Origin of the sequence: Aeromonas sp. CD, from assembly GCF_033349375.1 — a bacterium.
Classification (GTDB): domain Bacteria; phylum Pseudomonadota; class Gammaproteobacteria; order Enterobacterales; family Aeromonadaceae; genus Aeromonas; species Aeromonas hydrophila.
On the sequence record NZ_CP137631.1, the window covers coordinates 3,985,091 to 4,002,500 of the forward strand.

General features: G+C 59.6%; 14 protein-coding genes and 2 rRNA genes (1 of these 16 only partly in view). 7 read left to right on the forward strand and 9 right to left on the reverse strand.

Annotated features, from left to right (window positions below; translation table 11 throughout):
• Positions 1–92: 92 nt before the first annotated feature.
• Both galU and R2E40_RS18370 read left to right on the forward strand, forming a co-directional pair.
• Entirely contained in the window at positions 93–1,004 is a 912-nt protein-coding gene (galU, locus tag R2E40_RS18365) for a UTP--glucose-1-phosphate uridylyltransferase GalU (protein WP_269385099.1), read from the forward strand.
• Between the two features lie 213 nt (positions 1,005–1,217).
• Entirely contained in the window at positions 1,218–2,615 is a 1,398-nt protein-coding gene (locus R2E40_RS18370) for a peptide MFS transporter (RefSeq protein ID WP_011707249.1), read from the forward strand.
• Between the two features lie 73 nt (positions 2,616–2,688).
• Here R2E40_RS18370 and R2E40_RS18375 read toward each other — a convergent pair whose 3' ends face one another.
• Entirely contained in the window at positions 2,689–3,660 is a 972-nt protein-coding gene (locus R2E40_RS18375) for a response regulator (RefSeq protein ID WP_269385096.1), read from the reverse strand.
• Positions 3,661–4,000: 340 nt separating this feature from the next.
• Between R2E40_RS18375 and R2E40_RS18380 the strand changes: the two genes are divergently transcribed.
• From R2E40_RS18380 to R2E40_RS18390, 3 genes are all read left to right on the forward strand, one after another.
• The gene (locus R2E40_RS18380; protein ID WP_318164083.1) at positions 4,001–4,678 is read left to right on the forward strand and encodes a DnaT-like ssDNA-binding domain-containing protein; all 678 of its coding nucleotides are present in this window, start codon (positions 4,001–4,003) and stop codon (positions 4,676–4,678) included.
• Positions 4,679–4,747: 69 nt separating this feature from the next.
• The gene (locus R2E40_RS18385) at positions 4,748–5,602 is read left to right on the forward strand and encodes a DnaA ATPase domain-containing protein (protein ID WP_011707253.1); all 855 of its coding nucleotides are present in this window, start codon (positions 4,748–4,750) and stop codon (positions 5,600–5,602) included.
• A gap of 128 nt (positions 5,603–5,730) precedes the next feature.
• Positions 5,731–6,366 (forward strand): SDR family oxidoreductase, encoded by a 636-nt coding sequence (locus tag R2E40_RS18390; RefSeq protein ID WP_318164084.1) that lies wholly within the window; start codon positions 5,731–5,733, stop codon positions 6,364–6,366.
• Between the two features lie 109 nt (positions 6,367–6,475).
• On the opposite strand, the gene R2E40_RS18395 is transcribed toward R2E40_RS18390, so the two are convergent.
• From R2E40_RS18395 to R2E40_RS18410, 4 genes are all read right to left on the reverse strand, one after another.
• On the reverse strand, positions 6,476–7,672 hold the full coding sequence (locus R2E40_RS18395; protein ID WP_318164085.1) for an ABC transporter permease: 1,197 nt from the start codon (positions 7,670–7,672) through the stop codon (positions 6,476–6,478).
• 103 nt (positions 7,673–7,775) lie between these two features.
• On the reverse strand, positions 7,776–8,912 hold the full coding sequence (locus R2E40_RS18400) for an ABC transporter permease (RefSeq protein ID WP_318164086.1): 1,137 nt from the start codon (positions 8,910–8,912) through the stop codon (positions 7,776–7,778).
• A complete protein-coding gene (locus R2E40_RS18405; protein ID WP_318164087.1) occupies positions 8,912–9,916 on the reverse strand; it encodes an HlyD family secretion protein in 1,005 nt (334 codons plus the stop codon). The genes R2E40_RS18400 and R2E40_RS18405 overlap by 1 nt, the downstream gene beginning before the upstream one ends.
• 73 nt (positions 9,917–9,989) lie before the next feature.
• On the reverse strand, positions 9,990–11,396 hold the full coding sequence (locus R2E40_RS18410; RefSeq protein WP_016351868.1) for a TolC family protein: 1,407 nt from the start codon (positions 11,394–11,396) through the stop codon (positions 9,990–9,992).
• 290 nt (positions 11,397–11,686) lie between these two features.
• Here R2E40_RS18410 and dusB point away from each other — a divergent pair, with 290 nt between their 5' ends.
• Positions 11,687–12,652, forward strand: coding sequence for a tRNA dihydrouridine synthase DusB (dusB, locus tag R2E40_RS18415; protein WP_029302666.1), 966 nt, complete (start codon positions 11,687–11,689; stop codon positions 12,650–12,652).
• Between the two features lie 25 nt (positions 12,653–12,677).
• Positions 12,678–12,974 carry a DNA-binding transcriptional regulator Fis gene (gene fis, locus R2E40_RS18420; protein ID WP_005309538.1) on the forward strand — a complete coding sequence of 99 codons (297 nt, stop codon included), beginning with the start codon at positions 12,678–12,680 and terminating at the stop codon, positions 12,972–12,974.
• An 82-nt stretch (positions 12,975–13,056) separates the two neighbouring features.
• Here the strand turns inward: fis and R2E40_RS18425 are convergent, their stop codons facing one another.
• The 4 genes from R2E40_RS18425 to R2E40_RS18440 all read right to left on the reverse strand — a co-directional run.
• The gene (locus tag R2E40_RS18425; protein WP_318164088.1) at positions 13,057–13,689 is read right to left on the reverse strand and encodes a LysE family translocator; all 633 of its coding nucleotides are present in this window, start codon (positions 13,687–13,689) and stop codon (positions 13,057–13,059) included.
• A 155-nt stretch (positions 13,690–13,844) separates the two neighbouring features.
• A protein-coding gene (locus R2E40_RS18430) for an IS3 family transposase (protein WP_318164089.1) occupies positions 13,845–15,007 on the reverse strand; the annotation gives its coding sequence in 2 pieces (ribosomal slippage) (positions 13,845–14,752 and positions 14,752–15,007; 1,164 coding nt in all).
• 254 nt (positions 15,008–15,261) lie between these two features.
• Positions 15,262–15,376, reverse strand: a 5S ribosomal RNA gene (gene rrf / locus R2E40_RS18435).
• Between the two features lie 122 nt (positions 15,377–15,498).
• Positions 15,499–17,410 (reverse strand): 23S ribosomal RNA (locus R2E40_RS18440); it runs 977 nt beyond the window's last position.

Here is a 17,410-nt window from a genome sequence, read left to right on the forward strand (position 1 = left end):
ATCCACACCCCTTCCATCATAAGGGCAGCCTGTGGCTGCCCTATTTTTCTTCGGGTATCATGGGCCCACTTTGTATCCTTTGGAACTTATCCATGAAAAATATCCCTCTTGTGGTCCGCAAAGCCGTTCTTCCTGTCGCCGGTCTGGGTACCCGCATGTTGCCAGCCACCAAGGCCATCCCCAAGGAGATGCTGCCCGTCGTCGACAAACCGCTGATCCAGTATGTAGTGCGCGAAGCCATCGCCGCCGGTATCAAGGAGATCATTCTGGTCACCCACTCGAGCAAGAACTCCATCGAAAACCACTTCGACAAGAGCTTCGAGCTGGAGGCGACCCTCGAGAAGCGGGTCAAGCGGCAACTGCTGGAAGAGGTGCAACACATCTGCCCGAAAGACGTCACCATCATGCACGTCCGCCAGGGGGAAGCCAAAGGTCTGGGACACGCGGTGCTCTGTGCCCGTCCGCTGATCGGCGACAACCCGTTTGCGGTATTGCTGCCGGACGTGCTGATCGACGAGGTGGCCAGCAATCCCAAGCAGGACAACCTGGCCGAGATGGTGCACATGTTCGAACAGGATCACATCAGCCAGATCATGGTGGAAGCCGTCCCCGAGAGTGAAGTGGACAAATACGGTATCGCCGACATCAAGGGAGAAGCGCTGAGCGAGGGCATGTCTCTGCCGATGCAGGCCATCGTCGAGAAACCACCCCGTGACGAGGCCCCCTCCAATCTGGCCGTGGTCGGCCGTTACGTGCTCTCTTCCAACATCTGGCCGTTGCTGGAGAAGACCCCCGCCGGTGCCGGCGACGAGATCCAGCTGACCGATGCCATCGCCATGCTGATGGAGCAGGAGCAGGTGAATGCCTACTTCATGAAAGGGCGCAGCCACGACTGCGGCAGCAAGTTAGGTTACATGAAAGCCAACGTGGAATATGCAGTGCGCCATCCGGAACTGAACGGCGAATTTATCACTTGGTTGAAACAATTTGCCAAGCAGCTGTAATAGCTGAATATTTAACCTATTAATGGAATAAAACACTGGGCATCATTCGATGCCCTTTTTCATTTTATAAACATATATTCAACCATTGATAGATAAAATATCGCTAAATCATAATATTGTAATTTAATCACGCTTGTTCTATAAGGATTATGGCTTGTTCCTAGCCCTTGCATAAAATTTCTAAAAAAATATAAGACACAGGTGGAAGTTCCAATGAATAATCCGTCCAAAGGGACCTTTTTAGGTCACCCTAAAGGGCTTTTTTTGCTCTTTAGTACCGAACTGTGGGAGAGATTCTCCTATTACGGCATGCGTGCCGTGCTCGTGCTCTATCTGACTGACATGACTGCCAACGGCGGGATGGGCTGGACTCAGGCCGATGCCCTCAAGCTGTACGGCATCTATACCGGTCTGGTCTACATCACCCCGATCATCGGCGGCTGGCTGGCAGATACTTTCCTCGGCCAACGCCGCGCCATCCTGTTTGGTGCCGTACTGATGGCCGCCGGCCAATTTACCCTGGCGCTGCCGCACGCCATGTTCCCGGACATGGTCAACACCGTCTTCTATTCGGGTCTCGGCTTGCTGATCGTGGGTAACGGTCTGTTCAAACCGAACATCTCCACCATGGTGGGTGACCTGTATCAGGAAGGTGACCACCGTCGTGACGGTGCCTTCACCATCTTCTACATGGGTATCAACCTGGGCTCCCTGCTGGCCGGCGTCATCTGTGGCGCCGCCGCAACCGCCTATGGCTGGCAAGCCGCCTTCGTCAGCGCCGGTATCGGCATGCTGCTCTCCCTGGTGGTGCAGGCCACCATGGCTCAGCGTTTCCTGGGTGATATCGGCCGCGTGCCGGCCGCCCAGCGCGCCGCCGAGCAGCGCTCCAAGGAGCAGAAGGCGCCGCTGACCAAGCAGGAAGTGGATCGCATCAAAGTCATCCTGGTGCTGGGTCTGTTCACCATCATCTTCTGGGCTGGCTTCGAGCAGGCCGGTGGTCTGATGAACCTGTACGCGCAGGAGTATACCGACCGCATGATCGGCAGCTTCGAAGTGCCGACCGCCTGGTTCCAGTCCCTGAACCCCTTCTTCATCATCACGCTGGCCCCCATCGTGGCCGCCATCTGGATCAAGCTCGGCAAGAAAGAGCCGAACTCCCCGGTGAAGTTCGCCATGGGTCTGCTGTTCCTGGCCGTGGGCTTCCTGTTCATGATCGGTGCCGTGCTGGAGCAAGGTGGTGATCAGGCCGTCAAGACCTCCATGTTCTGGCTGGTCGGTGCCTACCTGTTCCACACCCTGGGCGAGCTCTGCCTCTCCCCGATCGGCCTCTCCATGGTGACCAAGCTGGCTCCGCTGCGCCTGGCCTCCCTGATGATGGGTGCCTGGTTCGGCTTTGTGGCCCTGGCCAACTATGCCGCCGGTTTCATCGGCTCCTTCGTCGGCGAATCCGGTGCCATGGCCATCTTCGGTGGCATCGCACTGGCCGCCGTGATCAGCGCGCTGATCCTGCTGACCATGGCCAATCGCCTGGTCTACTGGATGCACGGTGCAGAAGGTCCGGCCAAAGAGCCGCAGGAACACGACAAGAAGCTGCAATCTGCCGCCGTCTAAGCGGTCCGGATTGTCTAGCAACAAAGAGGGCGCCCATGGGCGCCCTCTTTGTATGTGGCCATCTGACACGGCCTCAATGATGTCGAACCTGCATATGCAGGGCACTGCCGCTGTCACTGCGAAACTGCAGGTCAAAGGGTTCATGCCAGATGCGCCTGTGCAAGGCGTAGTGGCTGGTACGCAGCAGACCGAGCGGCAGGCCGCCGGATCGCACCAGCCAGTGGGGCGAAGTCAGCCCGGCATTGGCAAAGACCAGCCCGTCCTCCTGATCAAACAACAGGGCGGCCATGGCGAAGGAGTGCCGCAGACCGGATTCGACCAGCTGCAGATTGAGGTAATCAAGCAACCGGTGGGGCTGGGTCAGCAGCAGACTCTCGCCACGCTGAAACTGGCGATACGGGGCGTTCATCAGAGAGCGCACCAAGGCACCGCAGAAAGCGGCATCCACCCCGAGGATCGGCAGCTCCATCACCAGCACCAGCAGCTTGTCATCCACCTTGAAGGTATCGGGAATGAACAGATTGCCCATCCCTTCAAAGGTGACCTGCCAGGGCCCCCACTCCTGCAGGCCCGGCGGCTTCAACCAAGCCAGCAGCCGGGTCGCCGCCTGGTCGTGTTCGCGAAAGAAGTCGATGTGTTCCATCAACTCCAGCTGCTGTCCATAACCGTAGTTGGCGCTCAGGCACTGCTCTATGCTGCGACGCACCTGACCAAAGTCAGAAATGGGCTTGAGCAGGAAATCGCGGGCACCGGCGCGCAGCGCTCGCTCGACCGCCGCCATCTTGCTCTGGGCCGAGATGACGATGACAGGAATATGAGGGTAGCGGGCCGTGAGGCAGGCGATCACCTCATGCCCATCCATGTTGGGCATGTTCAAATCACATAACACCACATCGGGGTGATAGAGAGCGGCGGCAGAGAGGCCTTCAATGCCGTCTTCGGCCTGGAAAACGCAGGCACCATCGTGAGCGAGATAATTGACCAGCGAGTGGCGAAAAACGGCTTCGTCCTCCACCACCAGGATCCGTAGTCCGGCTTTTAACATCTTGATAAAGCTCTTATTAGTCAACCAGTTATTTAGCCTCAAGCCTAGACCATAACCGACTGCATTGACCAATCAGATGATTGAATAATCGCCGAAAAATCCATGCCCGGTAGCTATTCTGGCGGCCAACTGCTTGAAATAAAGCAGCTAATGATGCTCATCAAAACTCAGCTTTTTCTCCTCTTTGCAACTTGGCTGACAAAAAAACAGCGTCATACGAAAACAAGCAACCCCGATTGCGGGCGAGCCGACCACCCGCCGGCGGTGCCGGACATGCCATCAATTGTATGAGGCTGCGCCATGGGGGATAATACCGCCACCTCAGTCAATGAAGCATGCCATGACCCCTGCCGAATACAGCGCCCTCGCCCATCCCAGATTGTCCCACCCAGCCCGCAGCCTCTATACCCTGCAGTTGCGCCGGCTGGTGCTGGAAAATCAGCTGGCCAGGCTCAACTACCCCGAACTCGGCCGGGCGCTGGCGGTGGTCGACCCGGGCGATCCCAGCGGCTTTTCCTTTCAGGTCAATGCCCGCCAGCTGACCGAGCTGTTCGATGAGCTGATGGAGGCGGGTTTGCTGCAAGTCGAGGCGCAAAACGACAGTGAGCACTACCATCAGTGCCCGTTCCAGCTGCCACTGCTGACCCAGCGGGTGCGCAGCCCGCTGCCGGAGCGCCCGTTCCAGATGCACCTGCAATGGCGCCCGGATGCAGAGCTGCCAGCCCTCGCCCGCCTGTGCGGGGTGATCGATGCCAGCTACAGCGAAGAGGATCTCGGCGAGTTCATCGCCTACTGGCTGGGGCGGCCCGAGGTGTTCGACTCCCAGCACCAGTGGATGCTCAAGTTCATCCGCGCCCTCAAGACCCGCCGCTATACCCGCCGCAAGCCGATGGAGGTGCAGGGCTACCAACAGGTGACCCAGGCACAGGTCGAGGCGGGCCCAAGCAAGCGGGCCCAGGAGATGATCGAAGAGGCCAAGCGGCTGGCCGGCCAGCCACAGGAGCCGGATAATGATTGATAGCAGGCACCGCCAGCAGGCAAAATCAGAGACCTGTCCCCACCCCAGACCGAGCAGAAGGAGCATTCCATGACTGACCCGCACGATCCCCTGCGCCAGGAGCTGGAAGAGATCGAAGCCAAGCGCCAGAAGATCGCCAAGGCCAAGCAGGATCATCGCGTTCACGACCCGGAATTGAGCCGCCACGTTGGAGGCCTGCTGGAGCGCATTCGTCGCCTTCAGCAAGAGACCGGCGGCAGCCAGTACGACTACGAGACCCTGCGCAAGGAGTACGACGCCAAGGCCAATGCCGAGGTGCGCGAGCTGCAGAAGGCGGCGCGCCAGGAGCGGATCCAGAAGCTGATCGCCCAGGCCGACCTCAACCCCGACTGGGTGTTTGAACGGATGGATGCCGGCGATCCGGCGCTGCAATATCCCATCGAGACCGCCCGCTACTTCATCAGCGGTTTCGAGCACTGGGAGAAGAGCGGCGGCGGCTGCATGCTGATCTACGGTGACTACGGCACCGGCAAGTCGACCCTGGCCGGCGCCGTGGCGCACGAGTTGATCGCACGCCACCAGAAGTCGGTGATCTTCCAGCAGTGGGCCTCCATCGTGGACAGGTTGTTCTTCAACGTGATCCAGGATCAGGAAGAGCGCAACCAGTACCGGCGGGCCCTGGAAGAGGTGGATCTGCTGATCATCGACGAGGTCTCGGCCAACCGCGCCAAGATGGCGGAGAGCCAGTCCAGCTTCCTCGGCCACCTGCTGCGCCGCCGTCGCAACCTGTCGAAAAGCGTCATCCTCATCACCAACCACAATCCCCAGAGCCTGCATCAGGCGATAGGTGATTTCGCTTTCGAAGCGATCAAGGCGTTCAATCCGGTGGATATCCATCTGAGCGGCCCCAGCCGTCGCCCCCATATCGGCCACTACAACGGCTGATCCCCGTGCGAGCCAGGCTCCGCCCCTGGCTCGCCGCTTCCCTCTTTTCCAGGCAAATAAAAACAACTCTCATTTACAGCCTCCCCACAACCCTCTAGGCTAGCCCTTTCGTCAAAGGGAGCAGCAGCATGCCAACCACACTCATCTTCGGGGCCAGCCGCGGGCTGGGCCGCGCCTTCACCGAGCAAGCCCTGCAGCAGGGCCACCGGGTCATCGCCTTGATCCGCAGTCCCGAGGTAGCTACCGAGCTGCGCGCTCTGGGAGTCGAGGTCGTCAACGGCGATGCCCTCGACCCGCAAGCGGTAGCGGCGGCCTGCCAGCTGGCCGGCGACGGGGCGCAGGTCATCTCCACCCTCGGCAGTTTTCGCCAGGCAGAGCCTGTCGACTATCTGGGCAATCGTCAGGTGATCGATCAGATGGAGCTGGCCGGGCTCAAGCGCCTGCTGCTGGTGACCTCCCTCGGTTGCGGCGACAGCTGGCAATATCTGCCGCAGCGGGCCCGGGCAGCCTTCGGTCACGAGGTCAGATTGAAGAGTCTGGCGGAGAGCTGGCTGCAGACCAGCGCGCTCGAGTGGACCATACTGCGCCCGGCGGGTTTGCAGGATGGCGAGGCCACCGGTCAGGCCGTGCTGAGCCAGGGCAAGGAGGTACACGGCCTGGTACGTCGTGCCGACGTCGCCGCCTGCGGGCTGCGTCTGCTCGGCGACAAGGCGGCACACTGCCAGATCTACGCCATCGGCGATCCCGAGCTCCAGCGCGGCTAAACCAGCGCCAGCTTCACTGATCCAGCACATACAAAAACGGTCAGCCCAAGGGCTGACCGTTTTTCGCTTTACCGCACACACTGTATCACGCGCGCTGGTACCCTCCCGCTTAACCGGCGGTGGTTTCACTCTGCAAAGCAGGCTGGCTGGCAACCGGCAACGACTGCTGCCGCCAACGCAGCAACAGGCAGGCCAACGCACCGTAGAGCAGTGCCAGCCCCCACAACTGCCACCAGTAGTGGGAAACCTGAGCAAACTCGGCCCCCATCTGGTTGAGCCGCAAAAAGCCTTCGATGGCCGGGGTGCTCGGCACCCACTGGGCCAGCCAGTTGAGCGGAGTCGGGATCAGCTCCAGCGGCCAGATGAAGCCGGCCAGAAAGACCAGCGGCAGCGAGGAGACAAGCACCACCTGGGTCGGCAGATCCCGGCGGGTAAACAGTGCCCCCAGCACCACTCCCAGCCAGGTGGTGGCCAGCAGGAACGGCAGGGTGAACAACCAGAGTGCGGCCGGCTCGGCGGTGCGCACTATGTTGTAGTGATCGAAGCAGAAGCCGAAGAAGTAGCTCACCGGCAGCACGAACAGCCCCCCCACCACCAGGGTGCGGGCCAGCAGCAGTGGCAGGATGGGGGCATTCTGCCAGTAGCCCGCCTCGCCGCGCTGGCTGCGCTGGTTCTGGGTTGCCCCCAGGATGCCGGTGCCCATCAGCAGCACCTGGTGCAGGATCAGCACGAACACCGCCGGCACCACGTAGTTCACATAGCCCATGGTGGGGTTGAACACCGGCAGCACGTTGAGTGCCACCGCATTCCAGCCCATGGCGGCCTGCGGCAAGGCTTCACCGTGGCTCAGCAATCTGGCGACCTTCACCTGGGCGGCGAGGGTGCCGCCCGCCTGGGCCAGTCCCTCGGCAATGGTGCCATAAACCAGGAAGTAGGAGGCATCGCCGGCATAGCCCAGGGTGACGCTCTTGCCCTGCATCAGATCCCGATAGAAGTGGCGGGGAATGTGCAAAATGCCGCTGCCCTGCCCCGCCAGCAGCAACGCACGAGCCTCATTCAGGCTGCCCGCCCGCGCCACCAGTTTTACCTGCGGCGTGGCATCGGCCATGAACTCCAGCTGACGCGACAGCTGGCTGCCATCCTCGTTGACCACCACCACCGCCTCTTCCCGCGGCAACTGGTGCAGATAGGGCTGCGGGTAGAGGAAGGAGTAGAAGAAGACGCCGCCGAACAGGGTGAGCATGATGGCCCTGTCCGCCAGCAGGGTGCGCAGCTCAAGGCGCAGCAGATCCCAGAAACCTAGCATGTCATTGGCTCCTTCCACCGCCAGGAGGCAGCGATTTGTGGCGCCAGCGAGAGGCTCAAAGCAATCGGCCGCCACTCGCAGCGTGGCAAATCCCAACATCCCATCATGACCTGGGCTCCTCATTAACGGGGGCCGCGCTCGCCTGGGCCTGGTAACGGCATACCACCAACAGCAGGGGCAGCAGAAACAGCAGCAGGGCGCCAAACTGGGGCAGCGCTGCCGCCAGCGGTTGACCGTAGTTGGTCTGGCCTATCTGCAGCTCGACGTAGTGGGAGATGGGCAGCAGGCTGCGCCAGAACTGGGCGAAATCCCCCATGGCGCTGACCGGAAAGGTGACCCCCATGAAGGCAAAGCCCGGCGCCGTGTAGGCACCGGCCAGCGACAGGGCACGAGCCGGATCCCGGATGATGCCGTAGAAGAAGGCCCCCATGCTGACACAGGCGGCCGACGCCAGCCCCAATCCCATCGTCAGTACCAGCCAGCTGCCCTGCATCGGGTAACCAAACCCCTTGAACAGCAGCAGGCTCCACCCCAGCCCCCAGCCCCAGCCAATCAGCACGTGGGGCAGCAGGGTGCGCCAGAGACCGAACCAGACCCCTTTGGTGGTCCAGTCCAGCCCCAGCCTATCGGTGCGGGCCAGCGCATTGATGCCGTAGAGCACCACCAGGATCTGCCACACCGCCGGCAACAGGGCGCTCAGCAAAAACTGGGCATAGCTGGAGTTGATGTTGTAGAGCGCCGTCACCTGGCTGGCGATGGGCACCGCCTGCCCCAGCGCACCGGGCAGCGCCTTGCCGCCCGCCATGGCCGAGAGCACGCCCACCTGACCGTTGAGCGTCCCGACCACCTGGGCCAACGCCGAGTTGATCAGCTTGGCGATCAGGATGAACTGGCCGTTGTTGAACACGGTGACCTGAGGCTGGGTGCCTTGCCGGGCATCCCGCTCCAGGTGGTTCGGCAACACGACCAGGGCGTAGATATCGCCCCCTCGCAGCGCGCTGGCCCCTGCCTCGATGGAATCAAACTGCTGGGCGACCTTGAGTCCGGCGGAGGCATCCAGCGAAAAGGCCAGCTCGCGTGACAGCAGGCTCTGATCCAGATCCACCAGACCTATCTTGAGATCCCGCGCCAGCCCGGCCGAGAAGACCCAGCAGAGGATCCCCATCAGCAACAGGGGGAGCCAGCTTGCCAGTGCCCGGCCGAACGGATCCTGCCACAGCAACCGCCATTCACGTCCCATCAGAGTTCTACCAGCACGCTCATGCCGACCCGCAGCCCCTCAACCGGTTGCAGCGGGCGCGCCTCTACCTGGAAGCTCTTCATGTCAAAGCCCTGCCGGGTATCGGTGGCACGCCAGGTGGCGAAATCCCCCATCACAGCCACATGGGTCACCTTGAAGCGCACCCTCTGCTCGCCCAGGCCGGGAATACGGGCATCGAACTCGGTCCCCAGCGCAAAGCGGGGCAACAGATCTTCACGCACGTGGAACTGGGCCCAGGCATCGCTCATGTCGAGCAGGGTCACCACGGGGAAGCCCTGCGGGGCCAGCTCGCCGCTGCGCAGCAGCACCTGGGAGACTTCCCCGGCGTGCGGGCTGGCGATGCGGGTATCGGCCAGGTAGGCCTCCACTTCGGCCACGCCGCCGGCGGCCATCTTGGCCTGCTCGCGCGCCGCAATCTTGGTCTCTTCCCGCGCCCCTTCCAGGGTCATCTGGTATTGCTGCCAGGCCATGCCTTCGCTGTACTTGGCCGCCTGCCAGGCAGTCCAGGCCTCATCGCGCTTTTGCAGCGGCATCACGCCATCCCGATGCAGGCTGGCGATGCGCTCGTAGGTCTTGCCGCGCAGCAGCGCGGCCGCTTTGGCCTTTTGCCACTGATCCTTGGCGGCCGCAATCTGCTGCGCGCGCGCCCCTTTCTCGGCCTCTTCAGCCATGGCGCCAGCTGCCGCCTGACCGGCCTTGGCCTGACTCAGCTTGGCTTCGATTTCCGGGCTGGCCAGGGTAAACACCAGCTGCTCCTTGGCCAGCTGATCCCCCTTCTTCACCAGCACCTCGTCGATACGGCCCGCCACCTTGGAGGAGACGGAGTACTGCTGCGCCTCGATCTGCCCCTGCAGGCGCACCGGCTCCGGCTGATAGGCCAGCCAGAAACGCCAGCCCAGCCAGATGACCAGCAGCACCAGCGCCAGTGGCAGCAGCAGCGGCTTGGCCTGGCTCATCTTCTTCTTGATGGGGGGATGACTCATGCATTCACCTCGGCAAACGGGCGACCCTTGGCGGTCGAAACAGACATGAAAAAAGGAGCAGAGTGGCGTGCGATCATGAATTCACCTCGATCACTTGCCCATGCTGATATTGATTGAAACTGTTCATCTGACCGGAGAGTGCCAACAGGCGGGCCAGCGAGATCACGTATTGATAGGCGGCAGCGGCGCGCTGGGTCTTGACCCCGGCCAGCTGGTTGCGGGCATCCACCACGTCGAGGGAGGTAGAGAGCCCCTGCCCGAACGCCTTGTCCCGCAGCAACACGTTTTCCTCGGCCAGCGCCTGGGTGGAAGAGAGCGACTGGAACTCCTCCAGCCCCTGCGCCGCCTCGCGCCAGGTCTTCTCGACCAGCAGCTCCAGATCCTGGCGGGTCTTGGCCTGCAGCAGATTGACCTGCAGCTCGGCGCTCTTGGCCGCCTGTACCGTCTCGGAGCGGCCGTCACGGCTCACCAGCGGCATGCTGACGCCCACCCCGACCAGCCAGTCCGGCGTGGTCTTGGAGGCCAGCGAATCATCTTCATAGAGGTTGTAGTTGCCGAACAGGAACAGCTCGGGGGCGTACTTGCCCTTCTCCAGCTTGATCATCCCCTGCGCCTGCTCCTTCTTGGCCGTCAGCAGCTTGAGACCGGGATGCACCGCCAGTGTCTCCTGCACCAGGGCATCGAGCTCGGGCATCTGCTGGTTGATGAAGAGCTGGGTGTTGGGCTCGGCCTGCTTGAGCTTGAGCATGTGGCCAAGGGCCAGCTGGGCAATCTCCAGGCTGCGCCTTGCCTTCTGGGTATCGATGCGTGCGCGGTCATAGGCCGACTGGGCGGAGAGGCGTTCGACCCGGGCAATCTGGCCCTGGGCCTCCAGCTTCTTGGCATGCTCCAGATGGTGGGACAGCCCCTGCTCGATCTCCTGCTTGGTCTGCACCACCTGGGCCGCCAGCACCACCCCGAAGTAGGTCTGGGAGAGACTCTCGAAGGTGGACTGCTGCTTGAGCACCAACAACTGCTGCGCCTCGCTCACCTGGGCCTGGCGAATGTCCTGCGCCGCATCGATGCGGCCACCGGTAAACAGCGGCCACAGCATCTTGACCGAGCTGGTCACTACGTTCTGTTTGGTGAGGGGGGTGACGAAGTCGTTGGGCGTCAGCTTGAGCGCCTGCATGATGGGCGCCAGCACCTTGCCGAATTCCGGATGGTTGGCGATGGGGTTGAGATCCATCATGTCCAGTTCCATCGGCTGATCGAGGTGGGTATAGCTGGCCCCCACGTCCACCTTGGGCAGATACATGGCCTTGGCCGCCTCGCGCAGTTGCTGTGCCCGCTCCACCCCTGCCTGCTCGGCCGCCAGCCCGTCATCCTGGCGGATGACCCGACTCCAGGCTTCGCTGAAACTGACCGTCTGGGCCTGGGCCGAGCCCAGCACGGCACCAAGCAGACACGGGTAGAGAGATTTGATGAACCTTGCCGTCATACATCCCCAATCTGTTTGTAATGAAATTGTTTGGAGCCTTTGCTCGATACAAGCTCGCTATCATAACGCAAACCGGTCCGGGATGGGGACAGGCAAATCGCCTCTCCCCTCACCCATTTGGCCCCGCCAGTCCGGCTCGACAATATGTCTGATTTTCAAGCACTCCTGAATTTGCAAGCCTTGGCACGACGTTTTTTTCAGAAAAAAATGGCTGACGCTCAAATACTAACCTTTTCTCCTGACTAAAAAATGCGTAATATACGCCGCCCTAAGCCGATGGTAACCGTGGAATGCAGATAGGTCCCCACACGCTTGAAACTCCCCTGATCGTGGCTCCCATGGCCGGTGTAACAGACCGACCATTTCGTGAACTTTGTTTGCGATTGGGCGCTGGCATGGCCGTTTCCGAGATGCTGCTGGCCAACCCGGATGTCTGGGATACCCAGAAAACCAGGATGAGAATGGATCACTCTGCAGAAGGTGGCTTGCGATCGGTCCAGATTGCCGGAGCCGACCCCGAGATGATGGCGTTTGCTGCCCGCTACAACGTGGAGCAGGGCGCTCAGATCGTCGACATCAACATGGGATGTCCGGCAAAAAAAGTGAATAAGAAGCTGGCAGGTTCCGCCCTGCTGCGACAACCCGACCTGGTCAGAACCATCTGCCGGGCCGTGGTGGACGCAGTGGAGGTACCTGTCACCTTGAAGATCCGCACAGGATGGGATCCGGATAACCGCAATGGCGAGGAGATCGCCCGAATCGCCGAAGATTGCGGCATCGCGGCCCTTGCCGTGCATGGTCGTACCCGTACCGACCTCTATCGGGGCGAAGCGGAGTACGACACTATCAGGGCGATTAAGCAGGCCGTATCGATTCCTGTTGTCGCCAATGGCGACATAGACAGCCCGGAGAAGGCCCGGTATGTCCTCGACTATACCGGCGTTGATGCCGTGATGATCGGCCGTGCTGCGCAAGGACGACCCTGGATTTTCCGGGAAATCCGTCATTTTCTTGAGACGGGCACCAAGCTGCCGCCTCCCGAAAGGGAAGAGGTTCGCACCCTGATGAACGAGCATGTAACCAACCTGCACCGGTTTTATGGTGCATATCTGGGAGCGCGCATTGCCCGTAAACACGTGGGCTGGTATCTGGATGAAGAAGAGACGGGCCGAGAATTCCGTAAGCACTTCAATGCCCTGGATTGTGCAGATGCACAACTCGAGGCACTCGAAGCGTATTTCGATGGATTAGGTTAACGCATAACTAAAGAGCCGACCGAATATGTTCGAACAAACCCTGACTTCTGATGCATTGGTAACAACTACTCACAATCACGCTGCCGAGCCGACCCAGCGCCCCCTGCGTGACTCTGTGCAACAGGCCCTGCGTAACTACCTGGCCCAGTTGAACGGTCAGGAAGTGATTGATCTGTACGATATGGTTCTCTCCGAAGTCGAAGCTCCCATGCTGGACGTGATCATGCAGTACACCCGTGGTAACCAGACTCGCGCCGCCGTGATGATGGGCATCAACCGCGGTACTCTGCGCAAGAAACTCAAGCGCTACGGCATGAACTGATTCCAGTCAGCCTGCTGCAGTGCAGACGAAGGCGTATCCCAGCGATGGGATACGCCTTTTTCTATGCCCGGCGTTTACCCTCTCACTCCACCGCCAGCTTGATACCAAGCCCCACGAACAAGCCTCCCATCAAGCGGTTGAGCCAGCGGCCCAACCAGCCAGGCAAGGTCACCTTGCGACTCGCATAGGCGGTCGAGAAGGCCAGCAGATGGCACCAGATCATGCCGTTGAAATTGAAGATGCAGCCCAGCACGACAAAGGCCAGCGCCTTCTGCGGTGCATCGGGAGCGATGAACTGGGGAACAAAGGCGAGGAAGAACAGGGCTACCTTGGGATTGAGCACATTGGTCAGCAACCCTTGCCGGAAGATCCGGCCGTAGGAGAGCGCAGGCAGCCGCACGACAGGCTCGCACACAGCCGGTGAGCCAGCCCCTTGCCATAGGAGCGAGCCTCCCAGATAGACCAGGTAGAGCGCTCCCATCAACTTGATGACGGCGAACAGCTCGGCCGAGGCACTCAGCAGTGCCGACAGTCCCAGCGCTGCCGCCAGCACGTGCACCATGGTGCCAGTCCCTATTCCCAGCGCCGCCACCGAACCGGCCCGCCAGCCTTGTGAACCGCTGCGCAGCATGATGAGCAGGGAGTCCGGTCCCGGCATCATGTTCAACAGCAGACCGGATACGACAAACAACGACAGATCGTGGATCCCCAACATACACAGCTCCTAATGCCTGAAAGAGACAGTCTATGGATCCAGCCTTCCTTGTCATCCCCCGCCGCAGCAATAGTGATCATCGACGAATGGAATAGCCGGGCAATTCAAGCGCTAAAAGCGCTCAGCTCCGATGGCCGGAGGGAATAGTGTAGTGGTCAACTAAATCCGGACACTCGGTTAGGCCGATGTTCGGCTTTTGCTGGCGGTATCCCGTCATTGTGTTGATGTGGACGCCGCCAGTTGTAGTAATCCATCAGGTAATAACTGATATCCCGTTTCGCCTCCCGCAGGCTCAGGTATCCCGTTACCGGGAGCCACTCTGACTTCAGGCTCCTGAACAACCGCTCCATCGGGGCGTTATCCCAGCAGTTACCACGACGACTCATGCTCTGGGTCATGCGATAGCGCCACAGTCGTTGCCGAAATGCCCGGCTGCCATATTGGCTGCCCTGGTCAGAGTGAAACAGTACGCCGAACGGGCAACCTCGTTGTTGATAGGCCATCTCCAGTGCGTTGATGGCCAGCTCTGCATCTGGTTTATCTGACATCGCCCACCCCACAACCCGCCGGGTGTACAGGTCAAGCACCGCTGCCAGGTAATGCCAACGACCACCTGCCCAGACGTAGGTGATATCGCCACACCACACCTGATTGGGTTGCTGGACATCAAATTCGCGGGCCAGCAAATTGGGAATGTCCGGTCGTTCAGACTGTGCCACCTTATAACGGTGTGCGCCCGGCTGCTTGGATGCCAGCCCGGCTTCCTTCATCAGGTTACGTACTTTGAACCGGCCAATCTGATACCCCAGCTCCCGCATCATCGACATCAAGGCACGGCTGCCTGCCGAGTTCCGGCTCGCTTTGAACAACCGGCGCAACTCGCAGCGCTGCTGCATGCGCTCACGGTTAATCGTCCGCCTGCGAGCCAGATAATCGTAAAAACAGGAGGTGGGAACATCGAAAGCGCAGCAGACCAAGGTGATGGGGGCTTGCTCCCTTAATCGGTCTATCAGCGCGTACGTGTGAACTCGTCCGCCATCAAGAGAGCAGTAGCCTTTTTTAGAATGTCCTTTTCACGTTCGAGCCGGTTGATACGGGCTTCCAGCTCCTGGATTTTCTGCTGCTCCGGAGTCAGCGCTTTGCTGATTGGGGTAGTGCCACTGCGTTCGGATTGAAGCTGCTGAACCCAGCGGCGAAGCACGGTTTCACCGACATCCAGCGAACGGCTGGCTTCGGGGACTGAATACCCCTGATCAAGCACCAGGGATGCAGCTTCCAGTTTGAATTCGGCAGTAAACGAGCGACGCAATCTTGTCATTGAACACCTCAGGTCATGGTGGCGACTGTACCACCTAAAATGGTGTCCGGGATGATTAGACCACTACATAGTGAGACTTAAAAATGAGGAGATGAACAGCGAGATATCGAGTGTTCAACAACACCAATCTAGCGTTACTGAAGCATTCACGACAAAGGGGGAACAATAATTATAGCTGGCACCAAGACCACAACACGGTGAATTTCAGGCAATAAAAAACCCCGCTCAGATGAGCGGGGTTTCTTATATTGGGTGCCTGGCAGTGTCCTACTCTCGCATGGCGAATGCCACACTACCATCGGCGCTACCGCGTTTCACTTCTGAGTTCGGCATGGGTTCAGGTGGTTCCACGGCGCTATGGCCGCCAGGCAAATTCTTCAATCTGAGAAAGCTGACGTGAATAACAACTGTCACCTGGTGAGGTGGTCGCTATCACTGAATTAGTAGTTCACTCATTCGCTACAAGGCCAGAAACACTTCTTGGGTGTTGTATGGTTAAGCCTCACGGGTAATTAGTATGGGTTAGCTCAACACGTCGCCGCGCTTACACACCCCACCTATCAACGTTGTGGTCTCCAACGGCCCTTTAGGACCCTCAAGGGGTCAGGGATGACTCATCTCAGGGCTCGCTTCCCGCTTAGATGCTTTCAGCGGTTATCGATTCCGAACTTAGCTACCGGGCAGTGCCACTGGCGTGACAACCCGAACACCAGAGGTTCGTTCACTCCGGTCCTCTCGTACTAGGAGCAACTCCCTTCAATCATCCAACGCCCACGGCAGATAGGGACCGAACTGTCTCACGACGTTCTGAACCCAGCTCGCGTACCACTTTAAATGGCGAACAGCCATACCCTTGGGACCGACTTCAGCCCCAGGATGTGATGAGCCGACATCGAGGTGCCAAACACCGCCGTCGATATGAACTCTTGGGCGGTATCAGCCTGTTATCCCCGGAGTACCTTTTATCCGTTGAGCGATGGCCCTTCCATTCAGAACCACCGGATCACTATGACCTACTTTCGTACCTGCTCGACCTGTCCGTCTCGCAGTTAAGCTGGCTTATGCCATTGCACTAACCTCCTGATGTCCGACCAGGATTAGCCAACCTTCGTGCTCCTCCGTTACTCTTTGGGAGGAGACCGCCCCAGTCAAACTACCCACCAGGCACTGTCCGCGACCCAGATTCATGGGCCTGCGTTAGAACATCAAACATACAAGGGTGGTATTTCAAGGACGGCTCCAGCGCAACTGGCGTCACGCCTTCAAAGCCTCCCACCTATCCTACACATGTAGGTTCAATGTTCAGTGCCAAGCTGTAGTAAAGGTTCACGGGGTCTTTCCGTCTAGCCGCGGGTACACCGCATCTTCACGGCGAATTCGATTTCACTGAGTCTCGGGTGGAGACAGCATGGCCATGGTTACACCATTCGTGCAGGTCGGAACTTACCCGACAAGGAATTTCGCTACCTTAGGACCGTTATAGTTACGGCCGCCGTTTACCGGGGCTTCGATCAAGAGCTTCGCTTGCGCTAACCCCATCAATTAACCTTCCGGCACCGGGCAGGTGTCACACCCTATACGTCCACTTTCGTGTTTGCAGAGTGCTGTGTTTTTGATAAACAGTCCCAGCCATCTGGTCACTGCGACTCCCAACTGCTCCATCCGCAAGGGACTTCACTGTCAAGAGCGAACCTTCTCCCGAAGTTACGGTTCTATTTTGCCTAGTTCCTTCACCCGAGTTCTCTCAAGCGCCTTGGTATTCTCTACCCGACCACCTGTGTCGGTTTGGGGTACGATGACTTGTAATCTGAAGCTTAGAGGCTTTTCCTGGAAGCAGGGCATCAATGGCTTCCACACCGTAGTGTGTTCGTCTCGTGTCTCAGTGTTGTGTCTCCGGATTTGCCTAGAAACACCACCTACGCACTTTCACCAGGACAACCGTCGCCTGGCCCACCTAGCCTTCTCCGTCCCCCCATCGCAATTACAAGTCGTGCAGGAATATTAACCTGCTTCCCATCGACTACGCCTTTCGGCCTCGCCTTAGGGGTCGACTCACCCTGCCCCGATTAACGTTGGACAGGAACCCTTGGTCTTCCGGCGAGGAGGCTTTTCACCCCCTTTATCGTTACTTACGTCAGCATTCGCACTTCTGATATCTCCAGCATGCCTCTCGACACACCTTCGCAGACTTACAGAACGCTCCCCTACCACTCACACTTAGTGTGAATCCGCGGCTTCGGTGCCTGGTTTGAGCCCCGTTACATCTTCCGCGCAGGCCGACTCGACTAGTGAGCTATTACGCTTTCTTTAAATGATGGCTGCTTCTAAGCCAACATCCTAGCTGTCTGAGCCTTCCCACATCGTTTCCCACTTAACCAGAACTTTGGGACCTTAGCCGGCGGT

Excerpts from the sequence above, each read along its gene's own strand:
- dusB (WP_029302666.1), top strand. The coding sequence starts at position 11,687 with ATGCAGATAGGTCCCCACACGCTTGAAACTCCCCTGATCGTGGCTCCC.
- R2E40_RS18390 (WP_318164084.1), top strand. The coding sequence starts at position 5,731 with ATGCCAACCACACTCATCTTCGGGGCCAGCCGCGGGCTGGGCCGCGCC.
- R2E40_RS18370 (WP_011707249.1), top strand. The coding sequence starts at position 1,218 with ATGAATAATCCGTCCAAAGGGACCTTTTTAGGTCACCCTAAAGGGCTT.
- R2E40_RS18410 (WP_016351868.1), bottom strand. The coding sequence starts at position 11,396 with ATGACGGCAAGGTTCATCAAATCTCTCTACCCGTGTCTGCTTGGTGCC.
- R2E40_RS18425 (WP_318164088.1), bottom strand. The coding sequence starts at position 13,689 with ATGTTGGGGATCCACGATCTGTCGTTGTTTGTCGTATCCGGTCTGCTG.
- R2E40_RS18385 (WP_011707253.1), top strand. The coding sequence starts at position 4,748 with ATGACTGACCCGCACGATCCCCTGCGCCAGGAGCTGGAAGAGATCGAA.
- R2E40_RS18400 (WP_318164086.1), bottom strand. The coding sequence starts at position 8,912 with ATGGGACGTGAATGGCGGTTGCTGTGGCAGGATCCGTTCGGCCGGGCA.
- R2E40_RS18375 (WP_269385096.1), bottom strand. The coding sequence starts at position 3,660 with ATGTTAAAAGCCGGACTACGGATCCTGGTGGTGGAGGACGAAGCCGTT.
- galU (WP_269385099.1), top strand. The coding sequence starts at position 93 with ATGAAAAATATCCCTCTTGTGGTCCGCAAAGCCGTTCTTCCTGTCGCC.
- R2E40_RS18405 (WP_318164087.1), bottom strand. The coding sequence starts at position 9,916 with ATGAGTCATCCCCCCATCAAGAAGAAGATGAGCCAGGCCAAGCCGCTG.
- fis (WP_005309538.1), top strand. The coding sequence starts at position 12,678 with ATGTTCGAACAAACCCTGACTTCTGATGCATTGGTAACAACTACTCAC.
- R2E40_RS18395 (WP_318164085.1), bottom strand. The coding sequence starts at position 7,672 with ATGCTAGGTTTCTGGGATCTGCTGCGCCTTGAGCTGCGCACCCTGCTG.
- R2E40_RS18380 (WP_318164083.1), top strand. The coding sequence starts at position 4,001 with ATGACCCCTGCCGAATACAGCGCCCTCGCCCATCCCAGATTGTCCCAC.